Raw genomic sequence first — 19,751 nt, 5'->3', positions numbered from 1 at the left:
GATGGGATATCGCCTGAACAGGCAAATTGCTGCATACGTATTCAAGCATAAGAAATTAGCTGAATACGTATGCACCTTTGCACAAAACTCATCCAAAACAACTTACGACGCCAATGTGTTTTGCGCGAAAACGATTACACATCGCACCGGATTTTTTTAATAAAACCAGTAAAGCTGACTATACTGGGTGGAAACTTGTGCCAATACCTGCCCACCATGCCCGATTTTTTAGTGAACACTTCCATATGCATCCAACCTGCGGAACTACTGCATGCCAGTACTCCGGGTTAACCGCTATTGGCCTCACTCTGCAACACGCTTAGGTCACCCCGTTAAACGGGTGGCGCGCTACTGCTTGGTCATTTTTTTTACCTTCTGCTCCACACTACTGGTAGTCGCTGAACTGCAATCACAAAAAATGCAGACACTGATGCAGAGCCGTTATGGCGATGATGGTGTGGCATTGCTCGGTGCCTGGAATCGCATGCTGGATAGCAGTAAACCACTCGCTGATGCGGAAAAAATCGCGCAGGTAAATGATTTTTTTAATCGCCACGTTCGCTACAGCGACGATGTAACCCTCTGGCAGAAATCCGATTACTGGGCCACACCGCTCGAAACCCTGGGCCTGCGCGCCGGTGACTGTGAAGATTTCACTATCGCCAAATACCTGAGCCTGTTGGAATTGGGAATCCCCACCGAACAATTGCGCCTGATTTATGTGCGCGCACAAATTGGTGGGCTGCATAGCAAACGCTTTCAAGCACATATGGTGCTGGGCTATTACAGCAGCCCGAATGCAGAACCGCTGATTTTGGATAATTTAATTACTCGTATTGAACCGGCCAGCAAACGGCCGGATTTAAACCCGGTATTTAGTTTTAACAGTGAAGGATTATGGGTAGGCAATAGTGTGCAATCCCAAGCGGACCCTACCGCGCGTTTATCGCGCTGGCGCGATCTGTTGATGCGTGTACGCGAAGAAGGATTTTAATGAACGCAAACATGAATCTTTTACTAACGGTATTTGAAAAACAAAAGGCATGAGCATGTCATTAATTAAACAATTATGGATCGGGATTTTATCCCTGCTGCTATTAGCACTGGGCGGAAATTTTGTGATTAGCACCCTCACCGCAAAAACTTATTTGCAAGATCAATTGCGACTGAAAAATATCGACAATGCCAACTCGCTCGCGCTGTCGATATCGCAAATGCCAGATAAAGATCCGGTAACCCTGGAGCTATTGATCACTGCGCAATTTGATTCAGGCCACTACGAATACATTATTTTTCAGGACATCAACAAACAGGCGATTGTGGCGCGGCGTTTTGAAAACAATAACACTTCATCAACCACCGAAAATAACGGGAATCCACGGGTACCCGCATGGTTTGCCAAACAAATTAATTTTGACGCAGCACCCGGCATTGCGCAAATTCAGGACGGCTGGCAGCAAGCCGGTACGCTGGTGGTAAAAAGCCATTCCGGTTATGCGCTGGAAGCACTGTGGAAAAATACCCGCGATTTATTGGAGTGGTTTTTATTTGCTACCTTGCTCAGTGGCCTGATTGGCAGCCTGATTTTGAAATATATTTCGCGCCCGCTGGATGTAGTCGTCAGCCAGGCCGAAGCCATTGGTGAGCGCCGTTTTATTGTCTCGGAAGAGCCAAAAACCAAAGAATTTCAGCGCTTGGTACGGGCCATGAACCGCCTCTCTACCAGCGTAAAACAAATGCTGGAAAAAGAGGCGCGGCAATTGGAGCTGCTGCGCCGCGAATCGCAAACCGATGCACTCACCGGCATTGCCAATCGCACCCATTTTTTGCATTTGTTCGACGCACAATTAACGCAAGAAGAGGCACAGGAACACGGCGTAGTAGTGATTGCACGAGTGATGGGGCTGCAACAACTCAACAGTCAATTAGGCCACCATCAGGTGGATCAGTTACTCTGCGCCATTGCCAGTGTATTTAGCGATATTACTCGCCGCTATCCAGCCAGTTATGCCGGGCGCTTGAATGGCAGTGATTTTTGCCTATTAATTCCTACTGATACGCCAATTGATATTGTAAGTGCGGATATTTCCCAACAATTGAATTTTCAATTAATCGCCACCGGTCACGCGCAAATTGGTTTGCCCATGGCGCTATGCAATTTCCAACACGGCGACCTACGCGCCGACCTACTGCATAAATTAGACGGTGCACTCGCGCAGGCAGAAGTAAAAGGCAACCGCGCGGTGGTAATTCGCGATAACGATCACCCCAACTCTGTTTCCAAAAATTTAAGCCAGTGGCGCGACTCTATCGAACACGCGCTAACCAGCCAGCAAATCGCATTAGTGAAATTTCCAGTGCGCAATGCACAGGGCGAATTAATTCACGATGAAACCGCTGTGCGCTTACAACTGGATAACGAGCAAAAACCGGCGGGTTATTTTATCCCCTGGGCGGTGCGCCTTGGCATTATGTCCAATATCGATTTAGCGGTATTACGCATGGCGTTGACACAGTTGACTAACATGGCGCGCACTGCGCCTCAGGCCATGGCAATTAATGTCTCGGCAGCGGCATTGTGCAGTGCGAGCTTCCGTGAACAAGCGCTGGAATTAATTGCACAACACACCGCCATTTCCCAGCAATTATGGTTGGAATTTTCCGAGACTTGTATCCTGCGCCACGCCGATGAGTTACGTATTTTTACCACGCAACTACGTAAATTTGGTTGCCATATTGGCTTGGAACATGTGGGCCTTGAATTTACCCGCTTTGATCAATTACAAGAAATGGGCTTGGCATTCTTGAAAATTGATAGTGCGATTATTCGCAATATTGATAGCCACCTGAGCAATCAAGCTTTTGTACAAAGCCTGTGTGTATTAGGTCACTCTATTGGGTTAACGATGATCGCAGAGGGTGTACAAACCGATGCAGAACAGCAAGCGCTGTTTAATTTGGGGATTGATGCTGTGACAGGGCCGCAGGTGCAATAGCGGCCAGTGCGTTAAGGTATTAAAACGATAAAAATTTACAGTGGCAAATGATCGCCGTCGTCCAGCAAATCAATACCTTGGCGTTTGCCGCGCAGTTCGCGCCGCGCGAGTAGTTTATCTTGCGCGGCAGAGGGTAAATCCGTAAAGCGAATAACACCCTGCTCGACCAGCAGCCCCACCACGTCTTCCAATACCCGCGCCATAGCAGTATCGGTTTGCTCCAGCGCCAACTGCTCGGCGGATTTTGCACTGTGCAAAAAAGCGATGATTTGCGGATCATCTTCTGGTAATTGCTCAGCAAAATCCGGTGCTGCTACTTTACTCAGCGCGACAATCTCACCTTGGTTATTGCGTTTAATATACATAGCAATCCTATAAAAAACCCTGCAACAAATAACCCACTAAAAAAGTGGCTGTGTAAAGAAGTGGCGGTGTAAAGAAGCGCCGCAAAAAAATCCCGCTATCGCTAGCGGGATTTTAGCGCAGGGTTTTAGTCGGTGATCAATTTATTATTGTTGAGCAATTGCGTAATAATTTGCTGATCAGTTGTTGCGCCACTATAAAGCGATTGCAAATCCACACCACTCAATACAATTTGCTGGCTTGTCTGTGCGCTATCAAAACCACCACCGGCATAACCACCTGTGTGACTGATATGCACAATAGTGCTGCCGCCGGTTACTTCAAAATGCAAATAATCCGTGAGGTTACCCGCGCTATTTGATGCACCAACAGACTCGCCCTGTAATAAATCGCGCAGGTCTAATACATCTCCGCCTGTGCCACTATTAGCGGCTGCATTGGTTGCAAAATTCAAAATGGTGTCCACGGCTGGAGTGCCTGCGGCATCCTGATCACCCAAACTCCAGACAAAGACATCGGCGAAATTCTCACCCGCATTACCGCCTTGAAGTGTATCGCTACCCGCACCACCGTGAATACGGTCATTTCCATTGCCCGCGTTAATAGTGTCGTTGCCAGTACCGCCATAAATAATGTCTGAACCACTACCCGCACTCAGGGTGTCGTCGCCGCTGCCACCATGGATAATGTTATTGCCGTTATTAGCGTTAATGGTGTTGTTGCCTGCACCACCCTGAATGTTTTCACTCGCTGAACCTCCCGTGTAGTTACCTGATTCGGTGGTAGTGATATCAACGGTGGTGTAACTCGCTTTTAAGTTAACACTAGTAGACGTGCTTGCGGTAAACCCGCCGCTCACTTCCGTTGCAATGACTTGTACTGTCAGATTGGTTCCGGTGCTGGTGTAGCTGCCGGGAATATTCAGCATCAAATTTGGTAAATCGGTCGGGCTAAATTGCCATACGCCGCCACCCATATTCGTGCCTGCGTTAAAGGTTAATCCGCTGGGGACATTACTGATGCGAATCGACAGTGTTTCCGAACCATCGGTATCCACCAACTTGGTGGTGATGGGAAATGCCACGCTAGTACCGCCTGTGCCTTGGGCAATAGCGATCAGGGATTTACTAACCACAACCGATGGTGCGTTAGCATTGCCTACCGCCACTGTGGCCGTGGCACTGGTTTGCAAACCATCAGCATCACGTGCGGTGTAGGTAAAACTTGCACTACCTTCAAAGCCTGGTGTTGGGGTAAACAGAATATTGCCGGCGTTATTGATACTGACGGTGCCATTTACCGCGTTATCAACCGCGACAATTTGCAAAATATCACCATCAACGTCTATGTCGTTTGCGCGCAAACTGGTTGGGGTGATGGTGAGTGTGGAGTTACTCGCGGCAACGAGATTATCGTTAACGGCGACCGGCGCATCATTCACCGGAGACACAACAAGATTGACGCTGGCGGTGTCAAAGCCGCCGCGACCATCACTAATGGTGTAGGTGAAAGACGCTGGCCCCACATAGTTAGCGTTCGGTGTAAAAATCACATTACCGCCGACTATAGCCACAGAACCATTCACGGCGCCCTGCACACTGTGCAAGGTTAAACCATCATTATTTGCATCCGAATCATTCGCGAGCAAGGTTGCGGCAGTGATGGTAAAGGGAGTGTCCTCTGTGGCCACCAAATTGGCGGTTTTGTAGCTGTTAAAACTGTTGAATGGCTGATAAGTCATGCCGCCGTCATCACTCAACTCTGCAGTGAAGCGTGCGAAATAACCCTGATCCCAATAAACGATCTCGATGGTGTGAATACCACCCGTCGCAATGGTAAATGTCGGGTGAACACGGGTAGTGGCGCTTTGGTTTGCGGCAACTTCAGCAACAGTGACGCCATCAATTTTAATTTGATAACCGTCATCGCCCAACACCCGAAAATTGTATGTACCTGCATCCAATTCGATAAAACCGCTCATACGAATAATCGCATCGCTTGTTGTTGCAGGATCGGTACTCAAGCTCGCCGCATCGGAACCCAGGAAGGTTTGCAAGTTGGTGCCAGCACCCAGGTTGCTGTCGAATGAATTACCCGGGTTGTAATTAAGGGTAGTGGCGGTAAACGTCGCACTCGGCACTCGGCCATCAATATAGGCTTTTACCTGTTCCAGTGAGGCCAAATTGGAGCCGTCGGTACCTTGGCGATAGCCGAAATATTCAGAATGCAAACCGGTAGCCGTTCCGCCGCCAACAGGATTGTCGTTAACCGCATCTGGCGGTGTATTCACAGCGGTCACATTGATATTAACCTGCGCCGTTGCAGCTCCACCCTGCCCATCATTAACGGTGTAAGTAAAGGATGCCGGGCCGCTATAGCCCGCGGTGGGGGTAAATACCACATTGCCGCCCACAATACTTACGCTGCCGTTAACCGGATCTTGCACAGATTGGATGCTGAGGGTGTCTGAATCAGGGTCTGTGTCGTTGGCCAGAAGCTGGGCTGACGTCAGGGTGAGTACCTGATTTTGTACCACTGTGGCGGTATCGACATTTGCCGTTGGGCCATCGTTAGTACCCGTGACAGTAATTACCACTGAACTGGTGGTGCCGTCGATACTCTTGACGGTGAATGTCTCGGTTTTGGTCTCACCCTCTTTGAGTTGTTGGACGTTTGCCTTGCTGTTGTCGATGTTATAAGTCCAGTCACCGGTGCTGGTAATGGAGAAACTGCCGTAGGTGCCAGCCGTATTGGATTGCACCTCAAAGCCTTCTTCGCCCACATCCGGATCTGTGATGGAGAGAGCTCCTGCTGCAGTAGATTGAGCCGGCGTATCTTCTTTCACAGTACCTGCGCCGCTGCCTACCACGGCGGCATCTGCTACAGCAATAACACTAATATTCACCGTGGCAGGGGTTGAATCGTCCAGGCCCTTATCGTCGCGCGCAGCATAGTCGAACTGGCTGGAACCGTTCCAGTTAGCATCGGGTTTGAAGTAGACCGGCCCGCTTACCAGATCATCAACCGCAATCAGGATGGTCATAGCCGCGTCGCTATACAGGAGCCCATTCGCTGGCAGAGATTTAATGACATAGCCCGCGACCGAACCATCGCTATCGCTGCCAGCCAGGTTGATGGTAATCAATGTGTCCTCATCGCCAGAAACATTGAGTGTGTTGGTTTCAGGTGCTTGGTTAGGCGCGGCCACCACGTTGATATTGACCCTGCCTGAGTCAACTCCACCTTTATCATCCGTCACTATGTAGGTAAAACTGGCAACGCCTGTGAAACCCGGTGTAGGCGTAAACACCAGGTTTCCACCAACGACCTGGAGAGTGCCGTTGGCTTCAGAGGTCACTGTAGTCACCCGCAATGTATCGTTGTCCACATCTGTGTCATTGGCGACCAGAATCGACAAGGGCATAGGCAGCGACAGCGTGGTGTTCACAGTTATCGTAAAGGTGTCGTCTACCGCCACAGGTGCGTCATTGACTGGCGTCAGGGTGATGTTCAGGTCTGCACTTGCACCGGTATCGGTGGTGTAAGTTACTGTGGGTACTGCGCCGTTGAAATTAATGTCGGCAGGTACAAAGGTGTAGTCGCCATTGGCCAACAGGGTGAAAGTACCCACCCCAGTCAGGTTCACCGATTCATTGGCATTGTAGGTTGTGCCATTGATAACAAAGCTGGCCACTTGGGGAGTAGTGTCCGGGTCAACATCATTGGTCAACACATTTCCAATTGCGTTGCTGCCTTCGGCAACGGTTTTGACGTCATCAATCGCCTGTGTTGGATCATCAACTGCCACCACGTTGATAAACACAGTGCCTTTATCCACTCCACCCTTGTCGTCGGTGATGCGGTAATCAAAGCTCGCTGTGCCGCTAAACTCAGCGGTCGGCGTGAATACCAGATTTCCTGAAACAACACTCAATGTGCCATTAACAGCATTCTCCAGGATGACTACCCGCAATGAATCGCCATCCGGATCGGAGTCATTGGTGACCAGACCCGAAGCCGGTAGAGGCATACTCCAAGCCTCGTCTTCATTGATGGTATAGAAATCGTCCACAGCAACGGGAGCATCATTCACTGGCGTAACGGTGATATCCAAGGTGCTGGAAGAACCAGTGTTGGTTGTGTAGGTCACTTGGGGAACAGCACCATGCCAATTAGCCTCTGGCTCGAACACATATGAGCCATTGGCATTCAACACCAGGTTTCCGACACCAGCGATGACCGCCGTTTGGCCTGCGGTAAAGCTGCCCAATCCGGAGACCTGAAAGCTTGCAACTGTCAGGGTGTCATCTGCGTCCGTGTCGTTGGTGAGCACATTGCCAGTAATATCGTTATCTTCAGGGCCTGAATCGAGGTCTTGCACAAGCACGCTCGGGGCATTGGCTTTGACCACTACATTGACTGTCGCGGTGGCGGTCGCACCCAATGGGTCTTGAACGGTATAAGTGAAGCTGTCATTACCTGAAAAACCGGCGTTCGGGGTGTAGATCGGATTTCCGGTAACCGCGTCGATAACGACTGAGCCATTGGCGCCCTGACTGACAGATACCACCGACAGAATACCGCCCTCGGGATCGGAATCGTTAGTACGCACGGCCACGGTGACTGAACTACCTTCGTCAACATTGGCTGTATCGTTTACCGCGGTAGGGGCATCATTAACCGGGGTAATCGCGATTTGTACCGTAACAATATTGCCATTGCTGGCGCCATCGTTAGCGCGGTAGGTAAAGCTGTCGCTGGTGGTTTCGCTGCCGTTGTGGGTGTAGCTAAAGGTACCGTTCGCGCTCAACGTCAGAGTGCCGTGCGCGGGCCCGGACACGAGGATCGCCGACAGCGGGCTGTTTTCAGCATCCGAATCGTTAGCCAATACACTGCTGGCACCCGACTCTAGCAGCGTTGCAGTGCCGCCTTCATTGACAGTGATACTGTCAGCAACGGTGACTGGCGCATCGTTGAGCGGATTTACACCGATAGTCACGGTGCTCGTAGTCGTTCCGCCATTGCCATCACTGATGGTCACCACAAACGAATCACTGCCGTTGTAGTTAATATTGGGTGTATAGGTGAATGTTCCGGTGACAGGATTCAGAACAACCAAACCGTGTAACGGGTTGCCAGTTACTGAATAAGAAAGGCTGTCACCGTCGGTGTCGATAGCACTAATACTACTGCTAATAGCCACATCTTCGTTGGTAGTCAGGTTCAGATTGCTGGCAGTTGGCGCATCATTTTGTGGAGTAACGCCAATCATCACAGTGCTGGTCGTCGTTCCACCATTGCCATCACTGATGGTCACTACAAACGAATCGCTGCCGTTGTAGTTCGCATTCGGGGTGTAGATAAAACTGCCGGTAGCAGGATTCAGTGTTACCGAACCGTTGGCGGGCAAACCGGAAATGGCGTAAGCCAAAGTATCGCCATCAAGATCGCTCGCCACGATTTGCCCAGGAACCGCGACATCTTCGTTGGTAGTCAGGTTCAGATTGCTGGCAGTTGGCGCATCATTTTGTGGAGTTACACCAATCGTTACGGTGCTGGTCGTCGTTCCACCATTGCCATCACTGATGGTCACTACAAACGAATCGCTGCCGTTGTAGTTCGCATTCGGGGTGTAGATGAAACTGCCAGTGGCGGGATTCAGCGTTACCACACCGTTAGTCGGTACGCCGGAAACGGCGTAAGCCAAAGTATCGCCATCAAGATCGCTCGCCACGATTTGCCCAGGAACCGCGACATCTTCGTTGGTAGTCAGGTTCAGATTGCTGGCAGTTGGCGCATCATTTTGTGGAGTTACACCAATCGTTACGGTGCTGGTCGTCGTTCCACCATTGCCATCACTGATGGTCACGACAAACGAATCGCTGCCGTTGTAGTTCGCATTCGGGGTGTAGATAAAACTGCCAGTAGCGGGATTCAGTGTTACCGAACCATTGGTGGGCAAACCGGAAACGGCGTAAGCCAAAGTATCGCCATCAAGATCGCTCGCGACGATTTGACCGGGAACCGCGACATCTTCGTTGGTGGTCAAGCTCAAGTCGCCAGCAGTCGGTGCGTCGTTAACCGGAGTTACACCGATAGTCACGGTGCTCGTAGTCGTTCCGCCATTGCCATCACTGATGGTCACCACAAACGAATCGCTGCCGTTGTAGTTGGCATTCGGGGTGTAGATGAAACTGCCGGTGGCAGGATTCAGTGTTACCACACCGTTAGTCGGCACGCCGGAAACGGCGTAGGCCAAAGTATCGCCATCAAGATCGCTCGCGATGATTTGCCCAGGAACGGCGACATCTTCGTTGGTAGTCAGGTTCAGATTGCTGGCAGTTGGCGCATCATTTTGTGGAGTAACGCCAATCGTCACAGTACTGGTCGTCGTTCCACCATTGCCATCACTGATGGTTACCACAAACGAATCGCTGCCGTTGTAGTTAGTGTTCGGGGTGTAGACGAAACTGCCGGTGGCAGGATTCAGCGTTACCACACCGTTAGTCGGCGCGCCGGAAACGGCGTAAGCCAGTGTGTCGCCATCAAGATCGCTTGCCACAATTTGGCCGGGAACCGCGACATCTTCGTTGGTGGTCAAGCTCAAGTCGCTAGCAGTCGGTGCGTCGTTAACCGGAGTTACACCGATAGTCACGGTGCTCGTAGTCGTTCCACCGTTGCCATCACTGATGGTCACTACAAACGAATCGCTGCCGTTGTAGTTAGTGTTCGGGGTGTAGACGAAACTGCCGGTAGCGGGATTCAGCGTTACAACACCGTTAGTCGGCACACCGGTAACGGCGTAAGCCAAAGTATCGCCATCAAGATCGCTCGCCACAATTTGACCGGGAACAGCGACATCTTCGTTGGTAGTCAGGTTCAGGTTGCTGGCAGTTGGCGCATCATTTTGTGGAGTAACGCCAATCGTCACAGTACTGGTCGTCGTTCCACCATTGCCATCACTGATGGTCACGACAAACGAATCGCTGCCGTTGTAGTTCGCATTCGGGGTGTAGATAAAACTGCCAGTAGCGGGATTCAGTGTTACCGAACCATTGGTGGGCAAACCGGAAACGGCGTAAGCCAAAGTATCGCCATCAAGATCGCTCGCGGCGATTTGACCGGGAACCGCTAGATCTTCGTTGGTGGTCAAGCTTAAGTCGCTAGCAGTCGGTGCGTCGTTAACCGGAGTTACACCGATAGTCACGGTGCTCGTAGTCGTTCCACCATTACCATCACTGATGGTCACCACAAACGAATCGCTGCCGTTGTAGTTCGCATTCGGGGTGTAGATAAAACTGCCGGTGGCAGGATTCAGGGTCAGGGCACCGTTCAACGGGTTGGTCGTAACCGTATAGGACAATGCGTCGCCTTCTATATCACTGGCGACGATTTGACCACTAAGCTGGGTATCTTCATCCACAGTGAGCGTCTGATCGGCAGATACGGGAGCATCGTTAACGGGTGCGATATTCAATGAAATAGTCGCCGTGCTGCTGTTGCCACTACTGTCGGTCACGGTGACGACAAAACTATCTGCACCGTTGTAATTCGCGTTGGGAGTAAAGGTAAATTGGCCGGTGACAGGATCTAATTGCAGGGTGCCATTGGCAGGCGGAGTCGCAAGCGTATAGGTCAACAGATCACCTTCTACGTCTGTGGCAATAATTTGGCCGGTCAGTAGCGTGTCTTCGTCTGTGCTGAAGAGCTGATCTGCAATTTGTGGAGCACGATTAACATACTCGCCATCAGTAACGACCTGAGCTATTTCAGCTTGACCCGAAATCCCATAATCAAAATCCTGGTCATTAGTTGCTTCAGCAATTCGATCCAAGCGTACAAAGCTGTTGGAGCCACCACCGGTGGCAGAGTTGTCGCCTGCAGCCGTTTCTTCCAACTCCTCAAGCAAGTCGCCTTCTTGTTCCAAAGCAGCCAAAACTTGTTGCACGCTGGCGTCGTCAAGTAAAGCTTCATCGGCCGATGTCGCGCTTTGCGGGTTCATGTCGCGGCTCATGGCGACTTCCTGCCCACCGTTGATTACCAGTGCTTCTACACCGCCAATATCCAACTCAACGCGCGCGCCCTCCGCCGTTACCAGAATTTCATTGTCGTTAAGTACAGCACCCACGGTTAAGGGGCGGAGGCTACCATCGGGTGACTTGGCCCAGGCTTGTCCTTGAAGAAAGGCTACAGTGGCAACGGCATTGCTCATACTTAACTCCGAATCCATAAAAGTGAACCAGATCACAAAATACTGGTGATATGCGGAGTTTAGCGACAGTTGAAATTAACGCCATTGGACTAAAGGACAATAAACAGTATTTTTTTAGATACCGTTTTGGAATAAGGAAGGAAAAGGAGGGCTAAATCAGGCTTTAGCGTTGCTGGAGAAGGCCAACGCCAATTGCAGGCGGTCGCGAACACCCAGCTTTTCAAAACTGGCGCCCAAATGTGCTTTTACGGTGCGCTCGGTAATATCCAGTTCACGCGCAACTTCTTTATTGGTTTTTCCTGCCGCCACCAACTCGGCCACGGCACGCTCGCGGCCAGTCAGTAAATTCAAATCGGCACTGGGCAGCGCAACAATAGGTGCTAAACGTTGTGCGCCCAAGATCAATTGGCGCATCAAATCAGCACCCATCCACACGCCACCCACCGCGACCGATTGGGCGATTTGCTCCAGCACCGAAGGCACAGCTAAATAATGCACATAACCACTGGCACCCGCTTCCAGCGCTTTGCGCGCTTCAGCCGTTTGTTCTATCGCGGTCATGGCGATAACTTTAAAACCCTCCGCATTCAGTGTGTGTATCTGTGCAAAACTTTGCATACCACCCAACAGTAACCACACCAAACCGCGTGCATCAACCCCGGCCAAATCATCAACAATCTGCGCATGGGGAAATGCCTGCAACCAGTGCGGCGAACGTATGTGGGCAGGAGCAACAAACAACTGATGCATTATCGTTCCGTCATCGCATTTTGTTGGGCGCGTAAAACCGGTTTGAGCAAATAAGCCAACACCGTTTTCTTGCCAGTAAGAATATCTACCTGCGTCATCATGCCGGGCATAATCGGCAAGGTAGGGTCAAAACCTGCGCGCTCAGTGCGCACACGCACAATATAAAACGTGCGCTCTTTTTCATCGGTAATAGTATCCGGGCTGATGTGCTCCACTTTGCCACGCAGGCCACCGTAAACCACAAAATCGTAAGCGGTGAATTTAACAATCGCTTCCTGCCCTGGGTACAAAAAAGCAATATCTTTGGGTGATACTTTTGCCTCTACGATGAGCTGGTCATCCAGCGGTACCATCTCGATCACTTCACGCCCCGGTTGCACTACACCACCAACCGTATTGGTAAATACCCGTTGCACCGTACCGCGCACGGGAGAGCGGATTTCCGCGTATTTAATTTTATCGGCAAGGCCAGTGCTAGACTCCGATAAGGAAGCAATTTTGCTCAACACTTCCGATAATTCGTTGCGCCATTTATTACTGGCTAATAATTCTGTTTCACGCAATTTACCGCGCGATTCTTCCACCGCCAGCAATAAACGGGACTCTTGCGATAGCGCCTGTTCACGTTCGCCGCGCGCCATGGAAACTTCACCTTCCAAACGCAAAATTTCCACTTCGGAAATAGCACCGCTCGCCAGCAGCGGTTTCGTAACATTCAATTCTTGTGTGGATAATTCCAACGCGCGAGTCACTTGCGTCAGCTTTGCGCGCACCTCGTTTAATTCTTCCGAGCGCTGATCCAATTGGCTGCGCGCAATCGCAAGTTGCTCATCCAATTCCTTGCGATTGGATTCATACAAACTGCGTTCGTGATTCACAATATCCGGTGCGTCTGTCAACAAATCATCGGGAAACACTAGCGGAGTATTGGAGGTCAATGCTTGCAAACGCGCCGCGCGTGCTTGCAGCGATAAAAACTCCGCACGATTTTCACGGAAGGTTGAAATGAAACGGGTTGGATCAATACGCAATAATAAATCGCCTTTCTCAACCACCTGCCCTTCACGCACCAACACTTCCTGCACTACACCACCGTCAAAGGATTGAATCACCTGTAGTTGCGACGAGGGAATAACTTTACCTTCACCGCGCGCCACTTCATCCAGCGGCGCAAAGGCAGCCCAAAGCAACAACAGAAAAATAATGAGCGCAATCACACGCAACAATGCGCGCGCTTTTATCGGTTCTTGCTGCAGCCGCGCCCAATCGGAATCTGTTACCCAATCTTTCGGCTGCTCGTGCAATGGATCGAGCCAACGGGAGTAGAGTTTGTCGATAAACCGGCTTGCTGGTAAACCTAATTTATCCAACCAGTGCCCCACTTTTTCGAATAACATTTTATCGCGCGAAACCGGCGTCACAGTTGTCGGTTGGCTCATTACGACGCCCTCCCGATTCTGCCTTGGCGCAGCGCTTCCACGACTTGCTCTTTAGGACCATCGGCAACAATTTTTCCCGCATCAATCACAATAATGCGATTCGCTAATTCCAGCAGCGAGGTGCGATGGGTAATTACAATTAAGGTTTTGTGCGCAGCAAATTGCAGCAGGTTGCGCTTAAATTCTTCTTCGCTGGTGTGATCCATAGCGCCGGTGGGTTCATCCATTAATAAAATGGGCGCATCGTTTAATAAAGCACGGGCAATGCTCACCGACTGACGTTGCCCACCAGATAATAACTGACCGTGTTCACCCACCGGCATGGCCAAGCCCATAGGGTGCTGATTGACAAAGTCGGTCAACCCGCTCAAACGCACCGCTTCTAAAATAGCTTCATCACTGGCATGAGGTGCACCCATGGCAATATTTTCACGCAAATTGCCAAAAAATAAATTTACATCCTGGGATACATAACCAATATTGCGGCGCAATTCGGCGGGGTCGAGCTGGCGAATATCGATGCCATCAATCAACAAAGTCCCCGCACTCGGCGCATACAATCCGGCAATTAATTTTTCCAGTGTGGTTTTACCGGAACCATTGCGCCCCAAAATCGCCACATGCTCCCCGGCATTAATTTTGAACGAGACATCGCGCAGTACCTCGCGTTCATCTTGCGGATAATTGAATGCCACTTTTTTAAATTCAATCGCACCTTGCAACCGCGGGCGACTGATCCACTGCGTATCCAATGGTCGCTCAACCGGTTTTTCCATGATTTCATTTAAGGCCGTTAAAGCGGTCGCGGCACTGTGATATTGCATCAGCAAGCCGGCCGTTTGCCCCACCGGCGCCATGATGCGCGACGCGAGCATATAGGCTGCAATCAAACCACCTTGCGAGAGGTTGCCTTCAATAATTTGATATACACCGACAATAATAATAACGACAGATACTGCTTGTTGAATCCATAGAGTACTGCTGCCCACCGAACCGGACAGCAAGCGCATTTTCACCCCCACGCGCGATAACACCAGTGTGGATTTTTCCCAAATCACCTGCATACGCCCTTCTGCGCCCAAGGTTTTTATGGTTTCCAAACCCGACAAACTTTCCACCAAAGTTGCATTGCGTTGCGCCGATGCTTGCATGGAATTTTCGGTGAGTATTTGCATTTTTTTCTGCACGGCAGCGGTGTAAATAATCACCAGCAATACACCCACCACAATAGGTAATATCAGCGGCCATGAAATTAACAACACCACCAATAAAAATAACAAAACGAAAGGTAAATCCACCAAGGCCAAAATGGTGGCGGAAGAAATAAAATTGCGGATGGATTCAAACGACTGCAAGCCAGCAGCAAACGAACCGACCGATGCCGGGCGCTCGGACAACTTCATGCCCAGCACGTGCTCCATAATTGTCGCCGACAAGGTAACATCCACCCGGCTCGCGGCGAGATCCACAAACCAGGCGCGCATCATGCGCAATACAAAATCAGCGCTGATCGCAATCAACATGCCGGCTGATAACACCCAGAGCGTATCCGTCGCGTGATTGGGCACCACACGGTCGTACACATTCATCACAAACAATGGGGAAACCAGCGCAAAAAAATTGATTAGCAGCGCAGTGAGCAAGACATCGCGGTAGAGATATTTGTACTCGCTAATCACACTCCAAAACCAGTGCGCCCCTTTATGTTTGTGTGCGCTGTTTTTGCTGATATCAGCGGCGCGTGCATCAAAGCGCTCTTGCGGGCGCACGTAAATAGCGCGCCCTGTGTAATTCCCGGCCAAGTCATCGAGCCCCAGCTCAACAACCGCCTCGCCCAACTCTGGATAAATCACCCGCGCACCCGTTTCACTCAATTCGAGCAACAGGCACGCCTGATTATTATTGAGCAGTAAAATCGCAGGAAATAACGCGCTATTTAACTCAGGGAGTGAGCGCGCCACCAACTTGCTGGTTAAGCCAGCACGTTTGGCGGCGCGTGCAAACAAGGATGGTGTCAGACCGGACTTATCCAGCGGCAAGCCCGCCAGGAGGGATTCACGCGTACAGCTGATGTGGTGTGCACGTGCCACCAATAACAAACAGTCAACCAAAGGGCCCGCTGGTACGCTCGCAGTATCCGGGGGGAGTTGAACATCAAGGGTCATTGGGGCTCCGGGACATAAAATCGAACAACGCGAGCGGCTGTTTACACAAGCCGCCCTATTCGCTCAAGCCTAGCAAATGATTGCATAGACCAGCAGGCGTTTTTATTGTTTGCGTGTCACGGTGATATCAACACGACGGTTGGCGGCTTTTCCGGCATCGGTATTGTTGTCTGCTACCGGGCGCGACGCGCCATAACCATCAACTGACATAGGAATAGTTTCCAAGCCATTCAACACAAAATAATCGCGCACACGTTGTGCACGGGCTTTGGAAAGCGGGATATTTAATTCGTCGGTACCACTACTATCGCTGTGGCCTTCTATCGCAATTTGCACAACACCAGGCGTTGCTTTGATGCTGGCAATGAGTTGATCCAAAGTTACTGATGAACCGGCTTTGAGCTCAGAGCTGCCAAGATCAAACAGCGTATCGCCACTCAAAGGGGTCAGCTGACTGATTAAATCGTCACGGCTCATTGCGACCGGGGCTTCTGCGGGGCAGGCGGACTCGGAAATTTTTAGTGAATCCTCCACGCGGGTGTCATGCAAAATACCCAAACCGTCACGCACTATACCGAGCGCTGGCAACAGGCTCCCCATAGCCGCGAGTGAGCGCGCATAGGCCAACTCCAAATCCACCTGCGCAATCACCAAGGCACGGCTGGCCTGGAAATATTCGTTCTCGGCATCCAACACATCCAACAAGGTGCGTTGACCAATATTAAATTGCTCCGCGTAGGCGCTGCGCACCTTATCACTGGAAAGACGATGCTGCTCCAGGGAGATTAATTGCTCACGTAAACGCAGCGAATCGTTATAGGCAATTTGCGTGTCTTGACGTAAATCGATACAAGCTTGATCGCGTAAATCCTTGGCCTGATTTACCAATTCCAATGAACGACGCACGGCAGCACGATTAGAACCACCGCTGTAAAGGTTGTAGGTAATCGCTAATTCAACTGCGCTTTCATCGCCGAAACTGTTCGGATCAACGCGGTTATCAAAACCATTTTGATTGCGACTAGTAACCTGACGTGCACGCAGTTCCGCTTTGGGGTAGTAACCGGCACGATCCACTTTGACCGCTGCCTGTGCCACACTGATATTTTTAATCGCCGCATGGAAACCCGGATTGCCTTGATACGCCATGGTCAGCGCCGCGCGAATAGAGTCGGGCAGTTTTTGCTCGGCCAGTTGGGTGGGCATTAAGTCTTCCGCAGGCAATTGACCCACTACCCGCAGGTAACGGGCGGTTACATCATGCAGGTTAGCGGCCTCGGTCAACAAATTGGATTCGGCCAGCGCCAAGCGACCAGCGACCTGTTCCAAATCCACACGACGACCAACACCAGAAACGGCGCGCTCTTCAATCTGGGCAAATACATCGCGGTGTTTGGCATAGTTGGAACGCGCCAACTCCACCAATTCGCGATTGCGTTTTACATCTTCAAACGCCCGTACTGCTTCCAGCGCTGTCAATTCGACAACGTTAAGCAATTCGTAGTAGCGCACGAGGCGCGCATTATCAAAACGCTCAACCTGCCCCGAGGTACTAAAACCATCGAATAACATTTGGCTAAGGGTAATTTGCCCCTGTGCCGTGTTGTAAACGCCACGACCGTCGTAATCGCGATTGCTCTTTCCTGCAGATGCGCCTATATCTACGGTCGGTAAATAACCGCCGCGGGCGACTCTCACGTCCTGCGCTGCCGCTTTAAATTCATGCCAGGCTGCTTGTACTTCCGGGTTGGTCTCCAGCGCCTGCAGTGCCACATCCTTAACAGTATTTGGAGCTTCCTGCGCGTTAAGTTGAGTAGAAACCAGTGAAACTGACATCAACAAGAATGATTGAACTACGCGGGACAGATGTCCGGAAAAAAGGAGCGTCATGAAAAATTTCCGTCGTTTATCGCAAGAGCGATGCTTATAGAACTGTATAAAATATGGGATTTAGATCACAAAAAAGCCAGAAACCAAAGGTAATGCTATTGATAGCAAAAATCTAATCATATTTTGTTATAAATCGAAATAGTAAAATCCAATTGATCGGTAAACACTTCCCGCACAATATCCGCCTTTAATTCCGGGGATAAGCGCCACGCAAAGGGCGTCATATCCAGTAGTGCTGCGCGCAATTCCGGCGGCTCTATCACCAACCCAGCCTGGACTTGTTGTCGATCGATGAGTCGAAATCCCTCTGGAACCGGTGTGCACTGATGCGGACGCACTTCGCGGTAAATACGGCGGCGCAACCCAAGCAAATGTTGTTCACCGGGAGCCACTATAACCAACAGACCGTTTGATGCCATTACACGATATAACTCTGCATCCTTACTCGGTGCGTAAATGCGGGTAATCACATCCATAGATCCATCTGCCACCGGCAAGTCAAAACTGGAGGCAACGCTATACACCAACCGAGAATCCAGCCCAACCGATTTGGCTGCTTTGGCGGCAAGCCTTACGCCCGCTTTGGCAATATCCACACCATAGATGCTTGCTGCAGGCAATGCCTCTGCAAAAGCGCCGGTGAAATAGCCTTCACCGCAACCTATATCCAACAGGTTTTTGGTAGACCGGGGTAATAGCATTTGCAAATGGGTTTTGAGCGGCTCAAAAAATCCTGCCTGCAAAAATTGTCGCCGCGCCTGCAACTGTATTTTTGCATCACCCGGCTCCAGCGAATGCTTGTGCTGTACCGGCAATAAATTGAAATAACCTTCTTTAGCACGATCAAATTGATGATGTTTTTCACACCCTACTCCTTGGCTATTCACGACCAAGGGTAGACGGCAAAGTGGACAGGACAAAGCATTCATAGGCGAAATTCAATGAGTATTGATGATCGAAACATCGACCAATCAATAAATGAGTAGTCATCTGATAATAAATAGAGGGGAATACAAACGCGCAGAATGCCGACTCACTCTTCAATAAGCAAGTCACGCAAGAACCACGAAAAATACCGCATCCTGTTTAAGAAGATGCGGTATTCAGCAAAGTTAATTTTCGTCAGGTATTTCGTAGCGATCAATAATGTCGCGCACTAAACCACTGCGCACAATATCTTCACGCTCAAACTCATGCAGATACACATTAGGCAAGCCTTTCAAGCGCTCTACGGCGTCAGCCAAACCATTGGGGCCGCGAATATCGCTCTGCAAAATATCGCCATTAATAACCACCTTACAATCCTCACCGATACGCGTTAAAAACATTTTCATTTGCGCAGGCGTGGTATTTTGTGCCTCATCGAGAATGACAAAGGTTTTGCTGTTAAAGGTTTTACCGCGCATAAACGCCAGCGGTGCTGCCACTATGCGACCATGTCGCAAGCAATAATCTACCGTACCCGCACCCAAGCGCTCATTCAAAATATCGCGGAAGGCATCAATATAAACCGAGAATTTCTGATCGAGATCGCCCGGTAAAAACCCAAGGTTTTCGCCGGACTCCACGGCTGGGCGAGTTAAAATAATCCGCTCAATCCGGCCCGATTCCAGCGCCTCTGCGGCTAATGCTCCCGCACAATAACTTTTACCGGTACCGGCAGGACCAATACCGAAAGTCAGCATGTGTGAGTTGATAGCGTTGATGTATTGCTGCTGGGATTTTGTTTTGGCGCGGAGTGGTTGCGGTGAGCGAGGAGGAGAGTAAGCGGTTTCGACTTGCTGGGAGCGGGACTTTATTTCGACGATATTGTCATCACTTCGTTGATTCCTTCGCGATTTATGCCGCGAGCCGGAGAAGCTGGTATCGTCATAAGAATGGTGGTTCGCACTACGTCTGGCATGCGTTTTTTTTGCCATAAAAAAATCCCCTTCAG

General features: G+C 50.5%; 10 protein-coding genes. 2 read left to right on the top strand and 8 right to left on the bottom strand.

Features of this window, described 5'->3' with window-relative positions:
• Positions 1 to 271: 271 nt before the first annotated feature.
• Together D0B88_RS10530 and D0B88_RS10525 are read left to right on the top strand one after the other, a co-directional pair.
• A complete protein-coding gene (locus D0B88_RS10530) occupies positions 272 to 994 on the top strand; it encodes a transglutaminase-like cysteine peptidase (protein WP_225318327.1) in 723 nt (240 codons plus the stop codon).
• 55 nt (positions 995 to 1,049) lie between these two features.
• A complete protein-coding gene (locus tag D0B88_RS10525) occupies positions 1,050 to 2,996 on the top strand; it encodes an EAL domain-containing protein (RefSeq protein ID WP_040392203.1) in 1,947 nt (648 codons plus the stop codon).
• Between the two features lie 35 nt (positions 2,997 to 3,031).
• Here D0B88_RS10525 and D0B88_RS10520 read toward each other — a convergent pair whose 3' ends face one another.
• From D0B88_RS10520 to D0B88_RS10485, 8 genes are all read right to left on the bottom strand, one after another.
• Positions 3,032 to 3,361, bottom strand: coding sequence for a hypothetical protein (locus D0B88_RS10520; RefSeq protein ID WP_007642507.1), 330 nt, complete (start codon positions 3,359 to 3,361; stop codon positions 3,032 to 3,034).
• 125 nt (positions 3,362 to 3,486) lie between these two features.
• Positions 3,487 to 11,571 (bottom strand): retention module-containing protein, encoded by an 8,085-nt coding sequence (locus tag D0B88_RS10515; protein ID WP_191966414.1) that lies wholly within the window; start codon positions 11,569 to 11,571, stop codon positions 3,487 to 3,489.
• A gap of 156 nt (positions 11,572 to 11,727) precedes the next feature.
• Positions 11,728 to 12,321, bottom strand: coding sequence for a response regulator transcription factor (locus D0B88_RS19240; RefSeq protein ID WP_304487078.1), 594 nt, complete (start codon positions 12,319 to 12,321; stop codon positions 11,728 to 11,730).
• Complete coding sequence (locus D0B88_RS10505; RefSeq protein WP_151057017.1) at positions 12,321 to 13,760, bottom strand: HlyD family type I secretion periplasmic adaptor subunit; 1,440 nt, start codon at positions 13,758 to 13,760, stop codon at positions 12,321 to 12,323. Before D0B88_RS10505 ends, D0B88_RS19240 begins: the two co-directional genes overlap by 1 nt.
• On the bottom strand, positions 13,760 to 15,925 hold the full coding sequence (locus tag D0B88_RS10500; protein ID WP_191966413.1) for a type I secretion system permease/ATPase: 2,166 nt from the start codon (positions 15,923 to 15,925) through the stop codon (positions 13,760 to 13,762). The genes D0B88_RS10505 and D0B88_RS10500 overlap by 1 nt, the downstream gene beginning before the upstream one ends.
• 102 nt (positions 15,926 to 16,027) lie before the next feature.
• Positions 16,028 to 17,815 carry a TolC family outer membrane protein gene (locus tag D0B88_RS10495; RefSeq protein WP_225318326.1) on the bottom strand — a complete coding sequence of 596 codons (1,788 nt, stop codon included), beginning with the start codon at positions 17,813 to 17,815 and terminating at the stop codon, positions 16,028 to 16,030.
• A gap of 116 nt (positions 17,816 to 17,931) precedes the next feature.
• Positions 17,932 to 18,744, bottom strand: a complete 813-nt coding sequence (locus D0B88_RS10490) for a putative RNA methyltransferase (RefSeq protein ID WP_225318325.1) — start codon at positions 18,742 to 18,744, stop codon at positions 17,932 to 17,934.
• A gap of 183 nt (positions 18,745 to 18,927) precedes the next feature.
• The gene (locus tag D0B88_RS10485) at positions 18,928 to 19,734 is read right to left on the bottom strand and encodes a PhoH family protein (RefSeq protein WP_040392210.1); all 807 of its coding nucleotides are present in this window, start codon (positions 19,732 to 19,734) and stop codon (positions 18,928 to 18,930) included.
• Positions 19,735 to 19,751: the final 17 nt, after the last annotated feature.

It is taken from the genome of Cellvibrio sp. KY-YJ-3, assembly GCF_008806955.1.
GTDB lineage: Bacteria > Pseudomonadota > Gammaproteobacteria > Pseudomonadales > Cellvibrionaceae > Cellvibrio.
Note: the sequence above shows the minus strand (reverse complement) of the source record. Positions and strands in the feature narration are given on the sequence as shown.

Excerpts from the sequence above, each read along its gene's own strand:
- D0B88_RS10530 (WP_225318327.1), top strand. The coding sequence starts at position 272 with ATGCCAGTACTCCGGGTTAACCGCTATTGGCCTCACTCTGCAACACGC.
- D0B88_RS10525 (WP_040392203.1), top strand. The coding sequence starts at position 1,050 with ATGTCATTAATTAAACAATTATGGATCGGGATTTTATCCCTGCTGCTA.
- D0B88_RS10520 (WP_007642507.1), bottom strand. The coding sequence starts at position 3,361 with ATGTATATTAAACGCAATAACCAAGGTGAGATTGTCGCGCTGAGTAAA.
- D0B88_RS10515 (WP_191966414.1), bottom strand. The coding sequence starts at position 11,571 with ATGAGCAATGCCGTTGCCACTGTAGCCTTTCTTCAAGGACAAGCCTGG.
- D0B88_RS19240 (WP_304487078.1), bottom strand. The coding sequence starts at position 12,321 with ATGCATCAGTTGTTTGTTGCTCCTGCCCACATACGTTCGCCGCACTGG.
- D0B88_RS10505 (WP_151057017.1), bottom strand. The coding sequence starts at position 13,760 with ATGAGCCAACCGACAACTGTGACGCCGGTTTCGCGCGATAAAATGTTA.
- D0B88_RS10500 (WP_191966413.1), bottom strand. The coding sequence starts at position 15,925 with ATGACCCTTGATGTTCAACTCCCCCCGGATACTGCGAGCGTACCAGCG.
- D0B88_RS10495 (WP_225318326.1), bottom strand. The coding sequence starts at position 17,815 with ATGACGCTCCTTTTTTCCGGACATCTGTCCCGCGTAGTTCAATCATTC.
- D0B88_RS10490 (WP_225318325.1), bottom strand. The coding sequence starts at position 18,744 with ATGAATGCTTTGTCCTGTCCACTTTGCCGTCTACCCTTGGTCGTGAAT.
- D0B88_RS10485 (WP_040392210.1), bottom strand. The coding sequence starts at position 19,734 with ATGGCAAAAAAAACGCATGCCAGACGTAGTGCGAACCACCATTCTTAT.